This is a genomic window from Vibrio sp. MA40-2, assembly GCF_047302445.1.
In the GTDB taxonomy this organism is placed as follows: domain Bacteria; phylum Pseudomonadota; class Gammaproteobacteria; order Enterobacterales; family Vibrionaceae; genus Vibrio.
Window position 1 is genome coordinate 2,694,237 of record NZ_CP178628.1, and the last position, 19,678, is coordinate 2,713,914.

Below are 19,678 nucleotides of genomic sequence, written 5' to 3' on the forward strand. Positions count from 1 at the left end.
GGGAATTATCATGGCTAAATTAGATGCCTACTTTGGTGAATTCGGTGGACAATACGTACCACAGATACTCGTACCAGCATTGGACCAATTAGAAGACGAATTCATCAAAGCACAACAAGATCCTGAATTTCAGGCTGAATTTATGACGTTACTGCAAGAGTATGCGGGGCGTCCAACCGCGCTGACATTAACTCGTAACTTAACTAAAGGGACGAAAAGTAAGCTATATCTTAAACGTGAAGATTTACTGCACGGTGGCGCACACAAAACCAACCAAGTGCTCGGACAAGCTTTATTAGCCAAGCGCATGGGTAAGAAAGAAGTCATCGCAGAAACAGGAGCTGGTCAACATGGTGTAGCAACTGCATTAGCCTGTGCACTGCTCGACTTAAAATGTCGTGTTTACATGGGTGCTAAAGACGTAGAACGTCAAAGCCCTAACGTCTTCCGAATGAAATTAATGGGCGCAGAAGTGATTCCGGTTCATTCTGGTTCATCAACACTCAAAGATGCTTGTAATGAAGCGCTACGCGACTGGTCTGCCACCTATGAAGAGGCACACTATTTACTCGGTACCGCTGCAGGACCTCACCCTTTCCCAACCATTGTTCGAGAATTCCAACACATGATTGGTGAAGAAACCAAAAATCAGATTCTTGCTCGTGAAGGTCGTCTGCCAGATGCAGTTATTGCCTGCGTGGGTGGCGGCTCAAATGCTATTGGTATGTTTGCCGACTTCATCGAAGAAACCAACGTAAAACTGATTGGCGTAGAACCCGCCGGTAAAGGTATTGACACTCCACAACATGGCGCGCCACTGAAACACGGTAAAACCGGCATCTATTTCGGTATGAAATCGCCACTAATGCAAAATGTGGATGGCCAAGTAGAAGAATCGTATTCTGTTTCAGCAGGGTTAGATTTCCCATCGGTAGGGCCACAGCATGCACATCTACACTCAATTGGCCGTGCAGAATACGATTCGGTTACCGATGATGAAGCATTAGATGCCTTCCAAGAACTCGCCCGTAGTGAAGGTATTATTCCTGCTCTAGAATCGGCTCATGCTCTTGCACATGCTTTGAAGATGGTACGAGACAATCCAGATAAAGAACAACTTCTAGTGGTGAATCTCTCGGGTCGTGGTGATAAGGACATATTCACCGTTCACGATATTTTAAACTCAAAAGGAGCGTTATAATGGATCGCTATCAAACTCTTTTTCAACGGTTAGCAGACAATAACCAAGGCGCCTTCGTTCCATTTGTTACCGTAGGTGATCCAAATCCTGAACTGTCGTTAAAAATAATGGAAACCTTAGTTGAATCGGGAGCTGATGCTCTAGAGTTAGGCATTCCCTTTTCTGACCCTCTGGCAGACGGCCCAACGATTCAGGCCGCTAACATGCGAGCACTTGAGTCTAATACAACACCAAGTATATGCTTTGAGTTAATAGGAAAAATTCGAGAAAAACACCCTCAACTTCCGATTGGTTTATTAATGTATGCCAACTTAGTGTTCGCACGTGGCATTGACCGTTTTTATCAAGACTGCGCCGAAGTAGGAATCGATTCGGTCCTTATCGCGGACGTACCAACCAATGAAAGTGCCGAGTTTATCAGGGCGGCGAAAAAACATGCCATCAACCCTATTTTCATTGCGCCTCCAACAGCCAGTGATGAAACATTAAAGTCGGTTGCAGAACTAGGTGGTGGCTACACTTACCTGTTATCACGTTCAGGCGTAACGGGAACGGAAACCAAAGCCAACATGCCAGTTAGCCATTTAATGCAACGTCTTAATCAATACGACGCACCACCTGCTTTACTCGGCTTTGGTATCTCTCAACCAGAACAAGTAAAAGAAGCCATTAGCGCTGGTGCCGCTGGTGCTATCTCTGGTTCAGCAGTGGTTAAAATCATCGAGAACAATCTTGATGACTCGCAAAAAATGCTCGCTGAATTAGCTGATTTTGTTAAACCAATGAAAGCCGCAACACTAGCAAGCTAAACGTTGTATGTGCAAATAGTCTGCGTTTAAATTTGAAATCTTCGACAAACAATGGCCGCTCAAAGCGGTCATTTTTGTATCCAGATTTAACTCAGCTATTTAGCATTGCCGTTAAATTGGGTAGACTGTGGGCTATCTTAATAGGACACAATAGTATTTTATGAAACAAATTATTGATTTTATTCCATTAATTATATTTTTCGCACTCTATAAGATGTATGACATCTATGTAGCAACGGGCGCACTGATCGTTGCTACCGCCATACAAATCTTACTGACTTATTTTATTTATAAAAAAGTTGAGAAAATGCAATTAGTCACATTTGTTATTGTGGCGGTTTTTGGTGGTATGACGCTGTTTTTCCATGATGACAATTTTATTAAATGGAAAGTAACCATTGTTTATGCATTATTCGCACTAGGTTTGCTCATTACGCACTTAATCGGTAAACCAGTAATCAAAGGGATGCTAGGAAAAGAAATCACCTTACCAAACACGGTTTGGAATAAAATCAACTGGGCTTGGGTAGGCTTTTTTACCGTCTGCGCACTGGTCAATATTTATGTCGCGTTCAGCTTACCATTAGATGTTTGGGTTAACTTTAAAGTGTTTGGTTTACTCGCGGCTACATTTGGCTTTACCTTACTCACTGGACTTTATATTTATAAACACCTTCCAAAAGAAGAATCAAAATAACTTTGTTCCTGATATAAGCTCTATTAACAAACCTTGTGTCAGGAATGTTTTTCGGAAACAGTAAATGAGCAATAACTTAAATACTGCCCCTAAAGGGCAAATGCTACTTCGTACACTGGCTATGCCGGCTGATACCAATGCCAACGGCGACATTTTTGGTGGCTGGATAATGTCTCAACTCGATCTTGCCGGTGCGATCTTAGCAAAAGAAATTTCATGCGGAAGAGTAGTTACCGTTTCAGTATCCAGTATTACTTTTAAACAACCGGTTAGAGTTGGTGACGTAGTATGTTGCCATGGAGAATGCACCAAAATTGGACGCACATCGATGTCGGTTAATTTAGAAGTATGGGTAAAACCGGTAAGTGTAGACGGTGTTGGTGAACGTTACCAAGTATGCGAAGCTACATTTAATTATGTCGCCATCGATAGTAATGGCAAGCCAAGGCCAATAAAAACCAATCGTTAATTCAATCTACAATATGAACTAACTGACCGCTAAACTGACCAATAGTTAACGTGCGCAGTAATAACATCTAAGCATAGATTCACATTGTTTAGATTTGCTTGGACATTTGGATAACGTATTCAGTTAACTCGTTGAAAAAGGAAACAATTCACCATGTGGTATGTCATATTTTCTCAAGATGTTAAAGACTCTTTAGCAGCAAGACTATCGGTACGAGAAAAACACCTCGCGCGATTGCAAGCACTTCGTGATGAAGGCCGATTACTAACCGCAGGGCCAATGCCAGCCATTGACACGGAAAACCCGGCTGAAGCTGGCTTTACTGGCTCAACGGTTATCGCTGAATTCAATTCGTTAAGCGAAGCGAAACAATGGGCGGATGCTGATCCCTATATCGAAGCGGGTGTCTATCAACAAGTTATTGTGAAGCCCTTTAAAAAAGTATTCTAACCATGAAAAAAACGATTGCAAAACTTACCCTTAGCACTTTACTCATGATCATTATTGCGGGCTGTTCATCTAATGGTGATAAAGAACGCCAAATTGAAGCCATTGCCTCACACAGAGCCACTATTATTGCTAACAGTTTACCTATAGAACATGGGCCACTGACCATTATGCAGGCCAAAGCGAACGGCCATATTGTCGAATTAATGATGCTATACAATGACGATGGCACTATTTCACCGCAACAGTTGATGGAAAGTAGTGTTAACTATTACTGCACCAACACCGATGTGCAAGGCAACTTACAACATGGTGTTGTTTACAATCTAAAAATACGTAGTCCGCGAGGTCAATTGTTAATCGACCAAGTTGTTTCGTTAGAAACCTGCGAATTACTTAATAAAAACAACGCCGAAAACAAGTAAATTAACTTGATTACTCAACTTTTAAATGGGCATTTTACGATGCCCATTTTTTATTTCATTTTTTTTACCGTATCGTGAACGAAAAACAGTAAAGTTCTGGTCTATGTAGCTAGAATATAAAAAGAGATAAGTTCCCTACTACCTTTTTCTCATTAAGTTTTCCGTTAAGTTATAAAAAGGGCTCCAATGAACAATATAGGATTATTTTTAGCCGCGACACTTGCATGTACTAGCAGTTACGCGCAAACATCTTGGCAAGAAGTTGAAAAGACAGCCAAAGGTCAAGACGTCTATTTTCATGCTTGGGGTGGAAGCCCTGAAATTAATGCTTATTTAAAATGGACTGCAAAACAACTAAAAAGCCGTTATGGCATCAACTTTAATCACGTTAAAGTCACGGATATTTCCAAAACCACTTCATTATTACTTGCTGAAAAAACAGCAAATAAAAACGATAATGGCAGTGTTGATATGGTTTGGATCAATGGTGAAAACTTCAAATCAATGAAAAACAACAATTTGCTGTATGGTCCATTTACTCAATCGTTACCTAACTGGGAATTTGTTGATAAATCACTGCCTATCGATAATGACTTCTCCGAACCAACCAATGGCTTAGAAGCGCCTTGGGGTGTAGGCCAACTAGTGTTTATACATGACACTAAAACACTAAATAACCCGCCACAATCGTTCGCTGAGTTACTGAGTTATAGTCAGGCCTACCCAAACCGAATAAGCTACCCTAAACCACCAGAATTTCATGGAACCAGCTTCCTTAAAGCGCTGCTGATTGAATTAACCAATGGCGATCCAACGCTTTACTTACCAGTAAACGATGCTGACTTTGAGTTGATCACCAAACCATTATGGCAATATCTCGATCAATTACACCAAAACGCTTGGCGGGACGGACAACAATTTCCTGCTGGCTCCTCTGAAAGCATTCAGTTATTAGATGATAGACAGATTGATCTTGCTATCACCTTTAACCCTAACTCGGTATTTTCGGCTCAGCATAACGGCACGCTTGCCGAAACCACCACCGCATATGCAATGAACAATGGCGCTTTGTCTAATATTCATTTCTTAGCTATTCCATGGAACGCAAGTGCTAAAGAAGCCGCACTCGTAGCCATCAATTTTTTACTCAGTCCAGAAGCACAATCACGCAAGGGCGATCTGAATATATGGGGGGATCCTTCGGTCTTATCGAACCAATATCTAACTGGTAGTGCTAAGAAAACCCAATTATTCAAGTCGATTGCTGAACCTCATCCGAGTTGGCAGGCCGCACTTGAAGCAGCATGGCTTAAACGGTACGGAAACTAATCACTGTTATGTTACGTCCCTTATATGTGTTTGTTATTCTCACTTGCATTGCCCCTACTATACCTGGTGTATTAGGGGTAGTTTTATCTGCATTAAGTTACATTCCCCCTCTTGGGCTTAGCCAATTTTCGCTTCAAGGATTTGTGGATGTATTTGCTTGGAGTGGTGTCACCAAATCCATTTCATTAACGATTTTCACGTCGCTCGTAAGCAGTTATCTTGCCTGCTTTCTCACATTTTGTATTCTACAAACCACATGGAATAGTCGTTACTGGAAATGGGTTGGCAAAAGCTTATCACCACTATTAGCTGTGCCACACATCGCCTTCGCGATCGGTTTTGCTTTTCTGTTTTCTCCAACAGGGTTATTTGCTCGTATTTTCTCCCCTATTCTAGATTCAGACTATTTTTCTATATTAGTTAACGACCAATATGGCATTGGTTTAACCATCGCTTTAGCCTTCAAAGAGCTGCCTTTTTTACTGTTGATGAGCATTCCTATTACTCAGCAGTTAAAGCTTGAACAATCGTACAAAGTTGCAACCAGTCTTGGCTATTCTCAAGCGCAGTTTTGGTGGAAATGTGTACTGCCACAATGGCTATCCAAAATCCGTTTTCCTTTATTATCCATCATCGCTTATAGCGTATCGGTTGTGGATATGAGCTTAATTTTAGGTCCAACAAATCCTCCTACTTTCGCAGTATTAGTTTGGCAGTGGTTTTCTGAACCAGACCTAACTCTATTTCCCCGAGCAGCGGCAGGCGCAGTAATACTGTTTGTTATTTGTAGCTTGTTAGTATTAATGACCAAATTAATTGAACAATTAATTGTGCACAAAAAACGCACTTGGCAAATATCCGGTCGCTACGGTGTAACGTTACATGGCGTGAAGTTTTTTATTGGTTTGTTAATTATTAACCTTTGTTTGCTGCCAATTACACTTCTTTGGTCTGTTGCACAACGCTGGCGTTTCCCAGATTTACTGCCTTCTACATTTAGTCTTCGTTTTTGGCAACAGGAGTGGGACAGTATTATCCCGACCATTAGCACCAGTTTAATTATCGCTACCATTTCAGCTTTTTCCGCCTTGATATTAGCTTTAATTGCCCATGAATATAAAATCAAACATTCGTTGCGTATACCCAATCTGGTTATTGCTATCCCAATGTTGGTGCCTCAGCTCTCCTTGCTGTTTGGTCTCCAAGTTACCACTTTATATCTCAATTCATCATTGACTTTATTTTGGGTTATTTGGTCACATGTATTTTTTGCTTTTCCCTACGTCTACTTAGCACTCGACGGTCCTTGGCGCAGTTACAATCAAGGCTACACTGATACAGCATTAAGCCTTGGCAAAACCCCCTTGCATGTTTGGTTTAAAATAAAAATGCCGATTTTATTCCCTGCTATCACGTTTGCTTGGGCTGTAGGTGCAAGTGTTAGTCTTGCTCAGTACCTACCAACGCTGATGTTAGGAGCAGGTAGAGTCGTAACCATAACAACCGAAGCGGTTGCACTTAGCAGTGGCTATGATAGACGAGTAACTGCTATTTATGCGTTGTGGCAAGCTCTACTCCCACTCCTCTTTTTTACTTTTGCTTTTGTCATTAATCGCCTACAAAAAAAGCCGATGACACCAATTAGGAAACTTACAATTAATGAGCCTTTGTCTAAAAAAACTCACCATTTATAACAATAAGAAAGTGGCGCTGTTTAATCCTCTTTGCTTAGAAGTTAAGCCAGGACAAGTACTCAGCTTGATGGGCCCAAGTGGCTGTGGAAAATCCACTCTATTAAGCGTAATAGCGGGTCATCTAGGCGATGATTTCTCTTTTGAAGGCGAGTTTACTTTAAATAATATCGCCATAAGCGAATTGCCGGCCCATCGTCGAGAAGTTGGTATTCTTTTTCAAGACGATCTGCTTTTTCCTCATTTATCTGTTTGGGAGAATTTAGCGTTTGCTTTACCTAATAGCGTAAAACCGGAACAAAGACATGCTGAAGCTCTGATGGCACTAGAAAAAGTACAGTTATCTGCTCTTGCTGACTCCATGCCGGAACAAATTTCAGGCGGGCAACGCGCCAGAATAAGCCTAGTTCGCATGTTACTTGCTAAGCCGAAATTAGTGCTGCTCGATGAACCGTTCAGCAAACTGGATAAAACGCTACGTGAACAATTTAGAGACTGGGTATTTCAACAGTTATCCGACGCGCAAGTCCCTGCTTTAATGGTGACCCATGATGACTCTGATATTCCTTTTAACAGTGAACGATTAGGTTGGCCATGGAGTGATAAAGCATGCTAGATAGATTCAGTATTAAAATAATCAAAAAGCCGTTAGAACGATCCGCTGTGGTACTAAATAAGTTCAATATAACCGCTAATCAAACGACTCTATTTGGCTTTTTTCTAGGCTGCTTAGCATTACCTAGCCTAGCGTTTCAGCAATATGACTTAGCTCTGTTATTTATCGTGCTTAATCGCATCTGCGATGGCTTAGATGGTTCACTTGCTCGGATACAAGGTATTTCCGATTCAGGTGGTTTTTTAGATATTAGTTTGGACTTTCTGTTTTATTCATTGATTCCATTTGGATTCATATTGGCTGATCCGCAACAAAATGCCTTAGCTGGCGCATTGCTTATCTTCTCTTTTATAGGGACAGGCTCTAGCTTTTTAGCCTTTGCAGTGATGGCGGGTAAACGAGATATTGAAAGTCCAGTTTATAAAAACAAATCCTTGTACTACATGACCGGTTTAACTGAAGGTACCGAAACCATTGCCTGTTTTGTTTTATTCTGCTTGTTCCCTGACCATTTCTCGACTATTGCCTATCTATATAGCGCCTTGTGTTGGATAACCACAACAAACAGAATATGGGCCGGTTTTACCACTTTAAAAGATCATGAACAGCGTGAGTCTCAGCAGCAGACACACTCAGTGGAACAAGATAAGTTGAATCAAAACTAGCGAAGAAACCACAACAGTCATTCCAATTGAATGCGACACGGTCGTTAAAAACAAGATAAAGACACGGTCGCATTTTTGGCTAGCCTCATCCCTTATTTAAATACCAACGCTTTCAGGCTCGACTTTTCATCTACGTCGGCAAACTCAGGTGGATTATCTAGTCTTGTTTGAAACTGAAACTGAGGCGCTTCTTGTTGCATACTTTCAATTAAAAACTCCGGCGTCACAGACGGTGAATTAACACACGCTAACACTTCACCTTCGCTGTTAAGCAATTCAGGCAGTTTTCGCAGAATCCTTTTATAATCTTTACTCAGAGCAAAGCTACCTTTCTGAAAAGAAGGGGGATCAATCACAATTAAATCATAAGGGCCATTTTTTCTTATTTTCCCCCAAGATTTAAAAATATCATAACCTAAAAAGCTCACTTTACTTACATCATGTCCATTTAAGCGATGGTTTTCTCTGCCTTTACTTAATGACGCTTTCGCCATATCAACATTAACCACACTTTCTGCGCCGCCTTCAATTGCCGCCACCGAAAATCCACAGGTATAAGCAAATAAATTTAAAACTCGCTTGCCTTGTGCTCGCTGTTGTACCCATTGTCGTCCATATCTCATATCAAGAAATAGACCTGAATTTTGGTTTCTACCTAAATCCATTTTGAATTTAAGGCCATTTTCAAGCACAACCGGATGAACGTCCAACTCACCAACAATAACTTCCGCTGGAGCACCATCCTGATAACGATGCTGTAAGACAATAGTGCGGCCATTTTTTTCTTGCCAGCTCTGATGATTAGAGATTTGAACCAACCCACTCCTTAGTGCTTGCAAAAAAGCAGCAGAGTCCTGTTTAAACAAACCAACAATTAGTTGGCCCGACACCCAATCACAAGTGAGTTGTTCAAGACCTGGCCACATTTGTCCTCGGCCATGAAACAAGCGACGAATCTCATCTGGTGCGTGAGCTATTTCATCTAATAAATGTGCAAAAAATACCGTTAAACTATCTGTTTTCATATTCTACTTTACTCTTGGCCAAGGTAGCTCCCAAGGGCGTTCGCATTGACGTAACGCCTGTTTCAATTCTTCTGTCTGCCATTTTATGCCCAGATCTGGGTGAGCCGTTATACGATAGTTCTCGCCCGCATACTCAAAACAAATCGCAAAGGCATGTAAATAACCCCTATCGCTGCTTGATGATAAATTATAAATGGGATCTCCAACAATACCCGAGCCAATAGACTTCAGCGCCACTCTGATCTGATGGGTTTTCCCAGTGTACGGTTTGCATAAAAAAACTCGCTCCCCTGCATCGCCAGCAAAAGAGAAAAACTGTGTAATAGCGGGGTTATCTTGGCTAGCCATCAACTTCCAACTCGCTCGGCGAGATCGTTGCATATCACCACGGATGACACCTTGTTTTTTCTTCGGTTTTTTACTACCAATGGCAAGATAGTATTTTTCAATTAAACGGTGAGCAAACGCCTCGGACAAATCTCGTGCTGCATGTTTGTTTCTGGCTAAAAGTAAAATACCAGAAGTCATTTTATCTAAACGGTGAACCAGATATAACTGGCTGTCATGGGTAACTTTAGCCACCTCTTGCAACAGCATGGTATCGCCGTCATCTTTATGTACACTGACATTAGGATGCTTGTTAATTACAACAAAATCGTCTTCTAAGCGAAGAATATCAAACATAGCGACACTCCTTACAACAATACGGTTCTATAACGTATTGGCTTTTTCTTTAGGTCAATTAATACAACCAAACTGGCGCACTCTAGCGGTATAAACGAATAAGGCTCTGCAATAAACAGAGCCTATTAAAATGTAATAAGTTAAATGTAATAAGTTAAATGTAATAAGTTAACGATATAACCCGCCGAGAAGCGAACATTCAATCGCTTCTCATAAAACAACTAGGCGAAAAATACTAATAACATAAAGACAGGACACACGACACGCACATACCAAGGCCATATTTTCCAGAATAACCCTTGCTCAACTTCTGGGTTGCCTTGCTTTATTTCTTGCAATACTTGGTCACGCTTCCATATCCATCCAACTAATAATGCCCAACACAAACCTAAAATTGGTTGGCCATAAACAGTAGAAATCTCTATCACCAAGCCAAACATGCTAGCAAAATTAAACACAATTATAGCGGAGAAAGCCGTTATTAAACCACCGATCCATAAAACAGCAAATGCTCTGGTTTGTTTAAGCTCTTCAATTGCACTAGAAACGGGCACCTCTAACAGGGAAATTGAAGAAGTGAGCGCTGCTATCATCATGAGCAAGAAAAACACTAAACTAACCAACAGACCAACCGAACCCATGGTATCAAACAGTGCTGGCAGTACAGTAAATACTAGTGTGTCGGAACTCAGTAGTTCTCCAGCAGAAGAAAATATTTCTACGCCATGTTCTTTTGCTACAAACATCGCAGGTAATATAAGCAAGCCGGCACCAACCGCTACACCTGTATCAATCGCAGCAACTTGCGCGGCAGTTTTAGGAATATTGACGTTTTTAGGCAAATACGAGCCGTAAACCATGATTGAACCAACGCCTAATGACAACGAGAAAAAGGCTTGCCCCATCGCACTCACCAGTAGTTGTGGAGAAAAATGTGACAAATCAGGAACAAAATACATTTTAAGGCCTTCCGAAGCGCCTTTTTGAGTAAGAATATAAATGATGAGTACAGCAAACAGTCCGAAAAGTAATGGCATCAATCTTGTCGACCAACGCTCAATACCATCGGCCACACCATTTTTAACCACATACATAGTTAAGGCCATAAAAATGACCATTAACAATAAATTTCTGCTAGAACCAAAGCCATTAACCCAGTCAGAAGCTGCCGATAAACCAACTAAATCAAAAGCACTACCAACAAACCCGCCAACTAACCAACCAGCAACAATTGAATAGAACGCCAAAATAAGAGACGCGCAGATCATAGCGGTAAGCCCTAGTAAAGAGGCGCCAAGTTTTCCTTTCGGCCAAATCGCTTTTACAGAACCAATCGGATTAGACTGTCCATATCGACCGATAGTCAGTTCTGCAACCAGCATTGGAAAAGCTAAAACACAGACCATAATAAGATAGACAATCAAAAAGACTGCGCCGCCATTACTTGCTGCTTGAGTGGGAAATCCCCAAATATTACCTAGGCCAACAGCAGAACCTGCCGCGGCCATAATAAAGCCAAATTTTGAAGAAAACTGAGCTCTCGAATTCGTTGCCATTTTGTATACCAAATAGTTTTTGTGAACTGTAAAAGCACGCTCTAAAACCGTAAATAATTCTGAACAGCTACCGTTTTAACTTTTCAACGTACTAAGCGCGGCAAGTAAACCAGTTTGCGCGTAAGATTGGAAGTCTTGTTGGTTTAAATTTTATCATTAATATTAAAAATTATTGATGAATGTCGTGGTTTTAATCATTATTTCATTTAACCGCCATTTACAATCCAAACCCTTTGGTTATATATGTACGCGATTTATAAAAATATAATTCTTATTATAACTCGGTCGTGTATCCTGCCCGCATCGCTATAATTCTGTGTACATCTCATATTTCTGCTTAAATATTTACTGCTTCCAATAAATTGTAAGTATGCTACACAATGTTAGGCAAGGCTTATATTGACTCTAAATTAGTCTTATAACACGATTAAATAAAATCGATTCGCAGAGGAAAAATGGAAAAATTCTACCATATAATGACACTTGCAAGCATCGCTATCTATTGGATTGTCATTGCAGGTGTAACAATAAGGGTGGTACTAAAACGCCGTGCAGTTAGTGTGTCTCTCGCGTGGTTAATGATCATTTACATCATTCCAGTTTTAGGCGTGCTCTTCTATTTCCTGATCGGGGAACTCAATCTAGGACGAAAACGTGCCGAACGGGCACAAAAAATGTTTACACCTTATCGTGAATGGTTTCATCAATTACACGATTGCAAAGCGCATTTACCTCAACTGATGAGCCCTCAGATTACTAAAATTGATGCGCTTTGTGGTAACCGGATGAATTTGCCTGCCTTATGTGGCAATACATTAACCCTTAAATCGTCAACCAACGAAATACTACGTTCAGTTGTTAGCGATATCGACCAATCTACTAGCCATATTCGTGCGGTGTTTTATATTTGGCACCCTGATGGACTAGTTAATTCGATAAGCTATGCCTTAATTAGAGCAGCCAAAAGAGGTGTAGACGTAAAGATTTTACTCGACTCTGCAGGCAGTTATCGTTTTTTCCGTAGCCATTGGATCAAGATGATGCGTAAAGAAGGCATCGACGTTATTCAAGCTCTAGAAGTTAATCCATTACGCTTTTTTTTAAGACGATTGGATTTAAGGCAACATCGCAAAATTATCGTGGTTGATGACCAAGTCGCTTATACCGGCTCCATGAATATGGTTGATCCTGCTTTTTTTAAAAAGAGTTCAGGGGTTGGTCAATGGATTGATGTCATGGTCCGAATTACCGGGCCAACGGTAAATGTTCTTTCCGCCATTCATGCTTGGGATTGGGAAGTGGAAACGGGCGATAGAATTATGCCTTCGTTCCCTGAGTGTATCATTGCCAATGATAAAAAGGCTTTACCTATTCAAGTGGTTCCTTCTGGTCCGGGTATGCCAGAAAACCTTATTCAACAAGTTCTCACGCTAGCAATAAACCAAGCGACCAAATCCATTTGTATCACCACGCCTTATTTCGTACCGAGTGACGAGTTATTTGAAGAGTTGCGTATGACGGCTCAACGTGGTGTCAACGTAGAGCTAATTATCCCCAAAAATAATGACTCCCTAATGGTTAAATGGGCATCACGAGCCTATTATGATGAATTACTTGATGCTGGGGTGAAAATATACGAATTTGATGGTGGGCTTCTGCATACTAAATCGGTGGTCGTAGACGATTTATATTGTTTAGTTGGAACGGTTAATATTGATATGCGCAGTTTATGGCTGAATTTTGAATTAACGCTAGCAGTCGATAGTCCCGATTTCACCTTAGAAATGATCGAATTACTTAATCAATACAAACAAGATTCTCAACAAATCAATATACACCAGTGGCGTAAGCGCAGTATGCGCTCGCGATTTTTTGAGCGAGTTTTTTATCTTTTTAGTCCATTATTATAATTTTCAATCCGTCATTTAATTTTTAGGTGCTCAATCCTAAGCCAGCGAGCACATTGATGAAACAGGCCATCAACACCGCTGCAACTTCTAGTGGAATTGGTATATCATGGTTTAAATTAATCAACTTATAATGAAATTGATACAAGGAAGATCGATGTCCAAACATAAACAAACCAAGCTTGTTACCGCTGGCCGAGATAAGAAATGGACCAATGGCGTAGTTAACCCACCAGTTCAACGAGCTTCAACTGTAGTGTTTAATACCGTAGCAGAAAAGAACCAAGCGACAAAAGAACGCAACAACAAAACTTTATTTTATGGTCGCCGAGGAACCAATACTCATTTTGCGTTCCAAGAAGCAATGAACCAAATTGAAGGCGGTGCAGGTTGTGCTCTGTATCCTTGTGGGACTGCAGCAATTGCAAATACCATTCTCTCCTTTGTTGAAACCGGTGATCACATTTTAATGGTCGATACTTGCTATGAACCGACTCGCGAATTTTGTGATGTCATCATGAAGAAAATGGGTATCGAAACAACATACTATGACCCAATGATAGGCAGTGGAATAAAACAACTTATCCAAGACAACACTAAAGTACTCTTCCTTGAATCTCCCGGCTCTATTACCATGGAAGTTCAAGATATTCCAACCCTTACCGAAATAGCGAAACAATCCGATATTATTACTATCCTAGATAATACTTGGGCTGCAGGTGTCAATTTTTCACCTTTTGATTTCGGTATCGACATATCGGTACAAGCTGGTACCAAATATATTGTTGGGCATTCAGACGTTATGCTAGGAACAGCGGTAGCCAATGAAAAATGCTGGCCTCAATTACAACATCAAAGCTACTTAATGGGCCAATGTATTTCGCCAGACGATGCCTATTTAGGTTTACGAGGATTGAGAACACTTGATGTTAGATTACGCCAACATGAAGAAAACAGCATAAAAGTCGCTAAATGGTTAGCAGATCATCCGCTAGTCGACCATGTTCGTCACCCTGCTTTAGAAACCTGCCCCGGCCACCAATTCTATGAAAGAGATTTTAGTGGTTGTAACGGCTTATTCTCGTTTGTGCTGAAAAGCTCTAAACCAGCGGCCACCACTGCTTTACTTGATAGTATGCAGCATTTTAGTATGGGCTACTCTTGGGGTGGATTTGAAAGTTTAATCTTGGCTAACGAACCAAGCTCATTTAATAGCCTTAGAACCGTTGCCAACCCTAAGTTTACAGGTACATTAATTCGACTGCATATCGGACTTGAAAACGTTGATGAATTAATTGCTGATTTAGAACAAGGTCTAACCGTTTATCAACACGCTATCTGTTAATCGGCGACCATCTACCTATCAAGCACTTATGAAAAATTACGTGTTTGATAGGTTAGGTTTGTTACAAACACTTTAGCCTGCCGAGAGAGTAAAGCCATGAAGCACTTAGACACCTAAGTATCTAAGTATCTAAGTACTAGGATCAGATTCCGGGAAAGTACGAATAATATCAGCTAAGTACTGTTGATGATTACGCAATGCGTTGACACAATTCTTATCTAGTTTGCCCCCCCAAACCATTTTCTCCAATTCAAGCAATGCGGATGTTACCGAACACGCTTGCTTATATGGCCTATGACTGGTTAGAGCATCAAATATATTAGCAACCGTGACAATACGCGCTGAAATAGGCACTTCGTCACCGACTAAGCCATTTGGGTAACCTGAACCATCGAGGAACTCCTGGTGGCAAGCAGTAATCTCTTTTAAGATTTCAATACAACGGTGGGAAGGGTAACCTAAATTTTCAATAATTTGATCAATAACGATTACCCCATCTGTCACGTAATTTTGTATTTGCTGACGTTCCAAGCCAGCCAAAAAATCGGGGCTTAATAGGATATCTGACGATAATGTCGATTTTCCGATATCGTGCACACGAGAAAATAGATGTACGTTTTCAATCAATTCATCATCAAGGTCGTATATGTCGGCAACTTCTTTAGCAATCAACAACGCATAAGTACTAACACGTTCCATGTGCTCCTTGGATTCATTTTTGTACCCTGGAGACAATTCTTTCGTCAACTCTGCAGAGCACAAAATTGCATCCAACAATGAGTGTTCGGTATTTACAGCATGACAAATCAAATCACTGAAGTGAGCTAGCTGTTGCTGAACTTTGCCTGAAAACGCCGCCTTTTGGTGAGAATCATAAAACACGAAACCGACAAAATTATCCCCTTTATACAAAGGAACCGTATAAGACGAGTTAAAACTATTTTTAACTAGCCAGTTAGCGTGCTTCTTATCAGAGCGACGTTTTTCTGCGATATCATCAATCACTCTCGTTACCCGATGTTGGGCACATTTTTTAAGCTCAGGACACGCATCCAGAGGATAAGAATAACTAGAAAACCGTGACGTAGTTGCACTGCTTTCTGCGTGAGTATGAAGGTTGCCTGATTTGGGGTTATATAGTACTACGGCAACTCTGTCTACCGATGCAACTTCGCCTCTAATACGTTGATGAATATCGTCTAACTCATGATATAAAGAATCTAGCTTTTTAGAGGTATTTTGCACTGGTTGTAAGCGTTCTATAGACCTATCCATTACAAATTCCTAAATTAGCCTTTATAGCCCTTTTTGAAATATTCACTATAAATACTTCTCGGGCGTTGCTAACTTAAGTTTAGTTGTAAAACGGCAAAAATGAAGGCTTTTCGTTCGTAGTCTTACAAAAATTTACAAATTTATAATTTTACTTACATTGCCCTATTCTTTCGTACAATGCAGTTTAAATCATGGTCGTTGACCAACCCCGTCGCTTGCATAAAAGCATAAACCGTTGTGCTGCCTAAAAATTTGAAACCACGTTTTTTCAAATCCTTAAATAGCAAATCAGACTGCTTGGTTGTGACCGGAATAGCTTGATTTTCTGAGCGGTTATCTATCGGTTTATGCCCAACAAATCCCCAAACATAGTCACTAAAACAACCAAACTCATTTTGAATGGCAATGAACTGTTTAGCGTTATTAATCGCCGCTTCAATTTTTGCTCTGTGCCTTATAATCCCTTCATCTTGCAGCAATATTTCAACTTTAGCCGCATCAAATTCTGCCACTTTAGCTGGGTCAAAATGAGCAAAAGCCTCTCGGTAGCCTTGTCGTCTTTTGAGGATTGTGTACCAACTTAACCCAGCTTGAGCAGACTCTAACACTAAAAATTCAAAGAAAACCTTATCATCATAAACTGGCACTCCCCACTCTTGATCATGATATTCGACATAATCTTTTTTAGTCTCATCGAGCCATTCACATCGTGCCATCTATTGTCCCTTCAAATTTATAACTTACTGCCATTTTATTGGTGCGAGTTTTAGTAATTACAACTTACTAAATTCTCGGTTTACTTGGAATGACTCTGACGTAACATACGCCTCTATATTTCTAACACCAACATCAACTTGTTGTAATTCTCGGTCGATATTATTGAGCAACTGTTCTGGTGTTTGACCCGTTTTCCATGCCTTATTCTTGATAATATGCTCTTGTTTTTCCTTTATACTTTCTTGATATTCATAAGGTTGTTTCTCAAGCATCAAGGTGAATGCAATATAGGCTAACACGACCAAGAAACTGCCACCAAGCAGCGCGGCAGAAACGACCAGAATACGAACAAGCCAAATTTCTAGACCAAAAAAATTCGCAATACCAGCACAAACACCGGTTAATTTGCCGTTAAACGGATCACGATAGAGTTGTCTATCTCTCATGCTTTTGCCTCCAACTAGGTGACTCTGAATCTAAAATCCTTTCTAACGTATCCACTCTTTTTTTCAGTGATTCCGCTTGTAAGGTTAATGATTCTAATCGCTCATAATCTTCCGTGGTCAATCCATGCTCTGATTTTCTTTTACCACGATAGTGAAGAAACAACCAAAGCGGTGCCACAAAGATCAAAAATACAATTACAGGTCCTGTAATAATGGCCGCTGTCATAAATTCACTCCTAATTATTTATCTTGATTCATTTGCTGCTTAAGTTTTTGCAACTCTTTTTCTATTTCATCATTTGCTTGTAGTTCCGCAAATTCTTGATCTAAAGATTTCGCTTTACCCGACATTTCAAACGTATCGGCTTCCGCTTCTAATTGATCTATTTTACGTTCATATTGTTCAAATTTGGAAAATGCTTCGTTAGTACGGCTGGTATGCAGGTGCTTTTGCACATCTCTTCTATTTCCTGCCGTTTCTCGACGAATAATCAACGCTTGTTGTTTGGCGCGAGTCTCATTTATTTTGCTTTCTAACTTACTAATTTCGCCAGTAAGTTTATCAATCGTCTCTTCAACTAGAGTTTGCTCGGTGTGCAAATTTTTTACTAAATCTTGTAGCTTTTGCTTTTCAATTAAAGCCGCTCTGGCTAGATCTTCACGATTTTTAGTCAAGGCTAATGTTGCTTTTGCTTGCCACTCTTCGATATGTAATTCCATTGAATTAACCCGTCGACTTAGCTCTTTTTTATCGGCAATCGATTTAGCCGAATTGGTACGTACTTCAACCAACGTGTCTTCCATTTCCTGTAAAATCAGTCGAATCATTTTTTCAGGATCTTCTGCTTTATCTAGTAAAGCACCTACGTTTGAATTGATGATATCAGCGAAACGAGAAAAAATACCCATAATTACATTCCTTAATTGATCATTGTTGTCATTTTTGAAACCGTTTGTGTAGTTCACAAAACTTGTTCAGTACATCTCTTACAATACAACATCTGTGCCAAAAATTTAGTTGTTAAAATACAGTTAGTTACCAAAAAAAATATTTAATTTTTGATGTGCTATGATGAATATAACCAACAATTGGTAAAAACAACCACTCAAATAGGTCTCTAATATGGAAAAGCAAACCCTAATTGGCGAGTCACCGCTATTTTTATCTGTATTAGATAAAGTGTCTCGACTTGCGCCAATAGAACGCCCTGTTCTCATCATTGGGGAAAGAGGAACGGGTAAAGAACTTATCGCCCAAAGATTGCATTACCTTTCCAAACGTTGGGATCAGCCACTAATTACGCTTAATTGTTCAAGTTTGAGTGAAGGGCTTATTGACTCGGAATTATTTGGTCATGAAGCGGGGTCTTTTACTGGGGCAAAAGCAAAACATCAAGGCAGATTTGAACGAGCAGAAGGCGGTACACTATTTTTAGATGAACTGGCGACTGCACCGTTATCGGTACAAGAAAAATTATTACGGGTTATCGAATATGGCCAATATGAACGAGTGGGTGGCAGCAAGTTATTAAATGCCAATGTCAGATTGATTTGCGCCACTAATGCCAACCTTCCCGCTATGGCAGCCAATAATAGTTTTCGGGCTGATTTACTTGATAGACTGGCCTTCGATGTAGTCCACCTTCCACCATTAAGAGAGCGACAACAAGACATTATTTCACTCGCGCAACACTATGCAATGAAGATGTGTCGAGAATTATCTCTACCTTTGTTTGTTGGGTTCAGCCATGATTGTATCGATAAATTAATTCATTATCACTGGCCGGGGAATGTTCGAGAACTTAAAAATGTAATCGAAAGAGCAGTATATCAACATGGTACTTCTGAAGCACCGATTGAAAAATTGATATTCGATCCCTTTATAGCAGAATGGCAAAGTAATGATCATACATCGTCAATAAACCAAAACTATTCTGTTAATAAGGACAATACCGCTAATCCAAACAATGCTGCTAATCATACTGAGCCAAACAACCGCGCTCACATCGATTCAACCACTGCAGCAAATCTGACTGAAAACGACTATTCATTACCCATTGATTACAAAGAATGGCAGAAACAACTTGATATACAATTACTTATGCAGGTAATGAAAAAAGCAAAATACAATCAACGTAACGCTGCGAGATTATTAAATCTTAGCTATCACCAGCTAAGAGGAATGCTAAGGAAATATGATTTAATCAACCTCTTTACCAGTTCAAAAGCCGATTAATCTTTACATAGCTAACGGATTTTGTCTTACAAAGCCGCTGTTGTGTACTAAAGAATTGGTATGACTAAGAAAAAATGTTAAATTAGTTCGTTCTATGGGTATTAAAACAACCTATTTCCAATCAATGATAGCTCTATC

Annotated in this window: 21 protein-coding genes; 13 read left to right on the top strand and 8 right to left on the bottom strand. The window is 40.2% G+C overall.

The annotated features are described in order from the left end of the window. Positions 1-10: 10 nt before the first annotated feature. The 10 genes from trpB to ACLKML_RS19690 all read left to right on the top strand — a co-directional run bounded on the left by trpB (position 11) and on the right by ACLKML_RS19690 (position 8,349). Complete coding sequence (gene trpB, locus ACLKML_RS19645; RefSeq protein ID WP_413284648.1) at positions 11-1,201, top strand: tryptophan synthase subunit beta; 1,191 nt, start codon at positions 11-13, stop codon at positions 1,199-1,201. Further along, positions 1,201-2,010, top strand: a complete 810-nt coding sequence (trpA, locus tag ACLKML_RS19650; RefSeq protein WP_413284649.1) for a tryptophan synthase subunit alpha — start codon at positions 1,201-1,203, stop codon at positions 2,008-2,010. Before trpB ends, trpA begins: the two co-directional genes overlap by 1 nt. Positions 2,011-2,170: 160 nt before the next feature. Continuing rightward, the gene (locus ACLKML_RS19655; protein WP_413284650.1) at positions 2,171-2,707 is read left to right on the top strand and encodes a septation protein A; all 537 of its coding nucleotides are present in this window, start codon (positions 2,171-2,173) and stop codon (positions 2,705-2,707) included. A gap of 64 nt (positions 2,708-2,771) precedes the next feature. Further along, complete coding sequence (gene yciA / locus ACLKML_RS19660) at positions 2,772-3,176, top strand: acyl-CoA thioester hydrolase YciA (RefSeq protein WP_413284651.1); 405 nt, start codon at positions 2,772-2,774, stop codon at positions 3,174-3,176. 153 nt (positions 3,177-3,329) lie between these two features. Next, positions 3,330-3,626, top strand: coding sequence for a YciI family protein (locus tag ACLKML_RS19665; protein WP_413284652.1), 297 nt, complete (start codon positions 3,330-3,332; stop codon positions 3,624-3,626). Between the two features lie 2 nt (positions 3,627-3,628). Then, positions 3,629-4,048 carry a GspS/AspS pilotin family protein gene (locus ACLKML_RS19670; protein ID WP_413284653.1) on the top strand — a complete coding sequence of 140 codons (420 nt, stop codon included), beginning with the start codon at positions 3,629-3,631 and terminating at the stop codon, positions 4,046-4,048. Positions 4,049-4,234: 186 nt separating this feature from the next. Then, entirely contained in the window at positions 4,235-5,377 is a 1,143-nt protein-coding gene (locus ACLKML_RS19675; RefSeq protein WP_413284654.1) for an ABC transporter substrate-binding protein, read from the top strand. 8 nt (positions 5,378-5,385) lie between these two features. Then, entirely contained in the window at positions 5,386-7,071 is a 1,686-nt protein-coding gene (locus ACLKML_RS19680) for an ABC transporter permease (protein WP_413284655.1), read from the top strand. Further along, the gene (locus ACLKML_RS19685) at positions 7,037-7,684 is read left to right on the top strand and encodes an ATP-binding cassette domain-containing protein (RefSeq protein WP_413284656.1); all 648 of its coding nucleotides are present in this window, start codon (positions 7,037-7,039) and stop codon (positions 7,682-7,684) included. The genes ACLKML_RS19680 and ACLKML_RS19685 overlap by 35 nt, the downstream gene beginning before the upstream one ends. Further along, the gene (locus ACLKML_RS19690) at positions 7,678-8,349 is read left to right on the top strand and encodes a CDP-alcohol phosphatidyltransferase family protein (RefSeq protein WP_413284657.1); all 672 of its coding nucleotides are present in this window, start codon (positions 7,678-7,680) and stop codon (positions 8,347-8,349) included. The genes ACLKML_RS19685 and ACLKML_RS19690 overlap by 7 nt, the downstream gene beginning before the upstream one ends. A gap of 92 nt (positions 8,350-8,441) precedes the next feature. Here the strand turns inward: ACLKML_RS19690 and ACLKML_RS19695 are convergent, their stop codons facing one another. From ACLKML_RS19695 to ACLKML_RS19705, 3 genes are all read right to left on the bottom strand, one after another. Continuing rightward, the gene (locus ACLKML_RS19695) at positions 8,442-9,374 is read right to left on the bottom strand and encodes a class I SAM-dependent methyltransferase (protein ID WP_413284658.1); all 933 of its coding nucleotides are present in this window, start codon (positions 9,372-9,374) and stop codon (positions 8,442-8,444) included. Between the two features lie 3 nt (positions 9,375-9,377). Beyond that, the gene (locus ACLKML_RS19700; protein WP_413284659.1) at positions 9,378-10,058 is read right to left on the bottom strand and encodes a TIGR01621 family pseudouridine synthase; all 681 of its coding nucleotides are present in this window, start codon (positions 10,056-10,058) and stop codon (positions 9,378-9,380) included. Positions 10,059-10,279: 221 nt separating this feature from the next. Beyond that, complete coding sequence (locus tag ACLKML_RS19705) at positions 10,280-11,614, bottom strand: sodium-dependent transporter (protein WP_413284660.1); 1,335 nt, start codon at positions 11,612-11,614, stop codon at positions 10,280-10,282. 455 nt (positions 11,615-12,069) lie between these two features. Between ACLKML_RS19705 and cls the strand changes: the two genes are divergently transcribed. Both cls and ACLKML_RS19715 read left to right on the top strand, forming a co-directional pair. After that, positions 12,070-13,524, top strand: a complete 1,455-nt coding sequence (cls, locus tag ACLKML_RS19710; protein ID WP_413284661.1) for a cardiolipin synthase — start codon at positions 12,070-12,072, stop codon at positions 13,522-13,524. Between the two features lie 154 nt (positions 13,525-13,678). Next, positions 13,679-14,866, top strand: coding sequence for a cystathionine beta-lyase (locus tag ACLKML_RS19715; protein ID WP_413284662.1), 1,188 nt, complete (start codon positions 13,679-13,681; stop codon positions 14,864-14,866). Between the two features lie 129 nt (positions 14,867-14,995). On the opposite strand, the gene ACLKML_RS19720 is transcribed toward ACLKML_RS19715, so the two are convergent. The 5 genes from ACLKML_RS19720 to pspA form a co-directional block, all read right to left on the bottom strand. Further along, positions 14,996-16,141: an HD domain-containing phosphohydrolase gene (locus tag ACLKML_RS19720; protein ID WP_413284663.1), complete on the bottom strand. Its 1,146-nt coding sequence runs from the start codon at positions 16,139-16,141 to the stop codon at positions 14,996-14,998. 152 nt (positions 16,142-16,293) lie between these two features. Beyond that, positions 16,294-16,857, bottom strand: a complete 564-nt coding sequence (locus ACLKML_RS19725; protein WP_413284664.1) for a DNA-3-methyladenine glycosylase I — start codon at positions 16,855-16,857, stop codon at positions 16,294-16,296. Between the two features lie 57 nt (positions 16,858-16,914). Next, positions 16,915-17,304, bottom strand: a complete 390-nt coding sequence (gene pspC, locus ACLKML_RS19730; protein WP_317715248.1) for an envelope stress response membrane protein PspC — start codon at positions 17,302-17,304, stop codon at positions 16,915-16,917. Continuing rightward, entirely contained in the window at positions 17,294-17,530 is a 237-nt protein-coding gene (pspB, locus tag ACLKML_RS19735) for an envelope stress response membrane protein PspB (RefSeq protein ID WP_413284665.1), read from the bottom strand. The genes pspC and pspB overlap by 11 nt, the downstream gene beginning before the upstream one ends. A gap of 14 nt (positions 17,531-17,544) precedes the next feature. Continuing rightward, positions 17,545-18,213, bottom strand: a complete 669-nt coding sequence (pspA, locus tag ACLKML_RS19740) for a phage shock protein PspA (protein ID WP_413284666.1) — start codon at positions 18,211-18,213, stop codon at positions 17,545-17,547. A 214-nt stretch (positions 18,214-18,427) separates the two neighbouring features. On the opposite strand from pspA, the gene pspF reads away from it, so the two are divergent. Continuing rightward, complete coding sequence (pspF, locus tag ACLKML_RS19745) at positions 18,428-19,540, top strand: phage shock protein operon transcriptional activator (protein WP_413284667.1); 1,113 nt, start codon at positions 18,428-18,430, stop codon at positions 19,538-19,540. Positions 19,541-19,678 lie beyond the last annotated feature (138 nt).

Excerpts from the sequence above, each read along its gene's own strand:
- trpB (WP_413284648.1), top strand. The coding sequence starts at position 11 with ATGGCTAAATTAGATGCCTACTTTGGTGAATTCGGTGGACAATACGTA.
- trpA (WP_413284649.1), top strand. The coding sequence starts at position 1,201 with ATGGATCGCTATCAAACTCTTTTTCAACGGTTAGCAGACAATAACCAA.
- ACLKML_RS19655 (WP_413284650.1), top strand. The coding sequence starts at position 2,171 with ATGAAACAAATTATTGATTTTATTCCATTAATTATATTTTTCGCACTC.
- yciA (WP_413284651.1), top strand. The coding sequence starts at position 2,772 with ATGAGCAATAACTTAAATACTGCCCCTAAAGGGCAAATGCTACTTCGT.
- ACLKML_RS19665 (WP_413284652.1), top strand. The coding sequence starts at position 3,330 with ATGTGGTATGTCATATTTTCTCAAGATGTTAAAGACTCTTTAGCAGCA.
- ACLKML_RS19670 (WP_413284653.1), top strand. The coding sequence starts at position 3,629 with ATGAAAAAAACGATTGCAAAACTTACCCTTAGCACTTTACTCATGATC.
- ACLKML_RS19675 (WP_413284654.1), top strand. The coding sequence starts at position 4,235 with ATGAACAATATAGGATTATTTTTAGCCGCGACACTTGCATGTACTAGC.
- ACLKML_RS19680 (WP_413284655.1), top strand. The coding sequence starts at position 5,386 with ATGTTACGTCCCTTATATGTGTTTGTTATTCTCACTTGCATTGCCCCT.
- ACLKML_RS19685 (WP_413284656.1), top strand. The coding sequence starts at position 7,037 with ATGAGCCTTTGTCTAAAAAAACTCACCATTTATAACAATAAGAAAGTG.
- ACLKML_RS19690 (WP_413284657.1), top strand. The coding sequence starts at position 7,678 with ATGCTAGATAGATTCAGTATTAAAATAATCAAAAAGCCGTTAGAACGA.
- ACLKML_RS19695 (WP_413284658.1), bottom strand. The coding sequence starts at position 9,374 with ATGAAAACAGATAGTTTAACGGTATTTTTTGCACATTTATTAGATGAA.
- ACLKML_RS19700 (WP_413284659.1), bottom strand. The coding sequence starts at position 10,058 with ATGTTTGATATTCTTCGCTTAGAAGACGATTTTGTTGTAATTAACAAG.
- ACLKML_RS19705 (WP_413284660.1), bottom strand. The coding sequence starts at position 11,614 with ATGGCAACGAATTCGAGAGCTCAGTTTTCTTCAAAATTTGGCTTTATT.
- cls (WP_413284661.1), top strand. The coding sequence starts at position 12,070 with ATGGAAAAATTCTACCATATAATGACACTTGCAAGCATCGCTATCTAT.
- ACLKML_RS19715 (WP_413284662.1), top strand. The coding sequence starts at position 13,679 with ATGTCCAAACATAAACAAACCAAGCTTGTTACCGCTGGCCGAGATAAG.
- ACLKML_RS19720 (WP_413284663.1), bottom strand. The coding sequence starts at position 16,141 with ATGGATAGGTCTATAGAACGCTTACAACCAGTGCAAAATACCTCTAAA.
- ACLKML_RS19725 (WP_413284664.1), bottom strand. The coding sequence starts at position 16,857 with ATGGCACGATGTGAATGGCTCGATGAGACTAAAAAAGATTATGTCGAA.
- pspC (WP_317715248.1), bottom strand. The coding sequence starts at position 17,304 with ATGAGAGATAGACAACTCTATCGTGATCCGTTTAACGGCAAATTAACC.
- pspB (WP_413284665.1), bottom strand. The coding sequence starts at position 17,530 with ATGACAGCGGCCATTATTACAGGACCTGTAATTGTATTTTTGATCTTT.
- pspA (WP_413284666.1), bottom strand. The coding sequence starts at position 18,213 with ATGGGTATTTTTTCTCGTTTCGCTGATATCATCAATTCAAACGTAGGT.
- pspF (WP_413284667.1), top strand. The coding sequence starts at position 18,428 with ATGGAAAAGCAAACCCTAATTGGCGAGTCACCGCTATTTTTATCTGTA.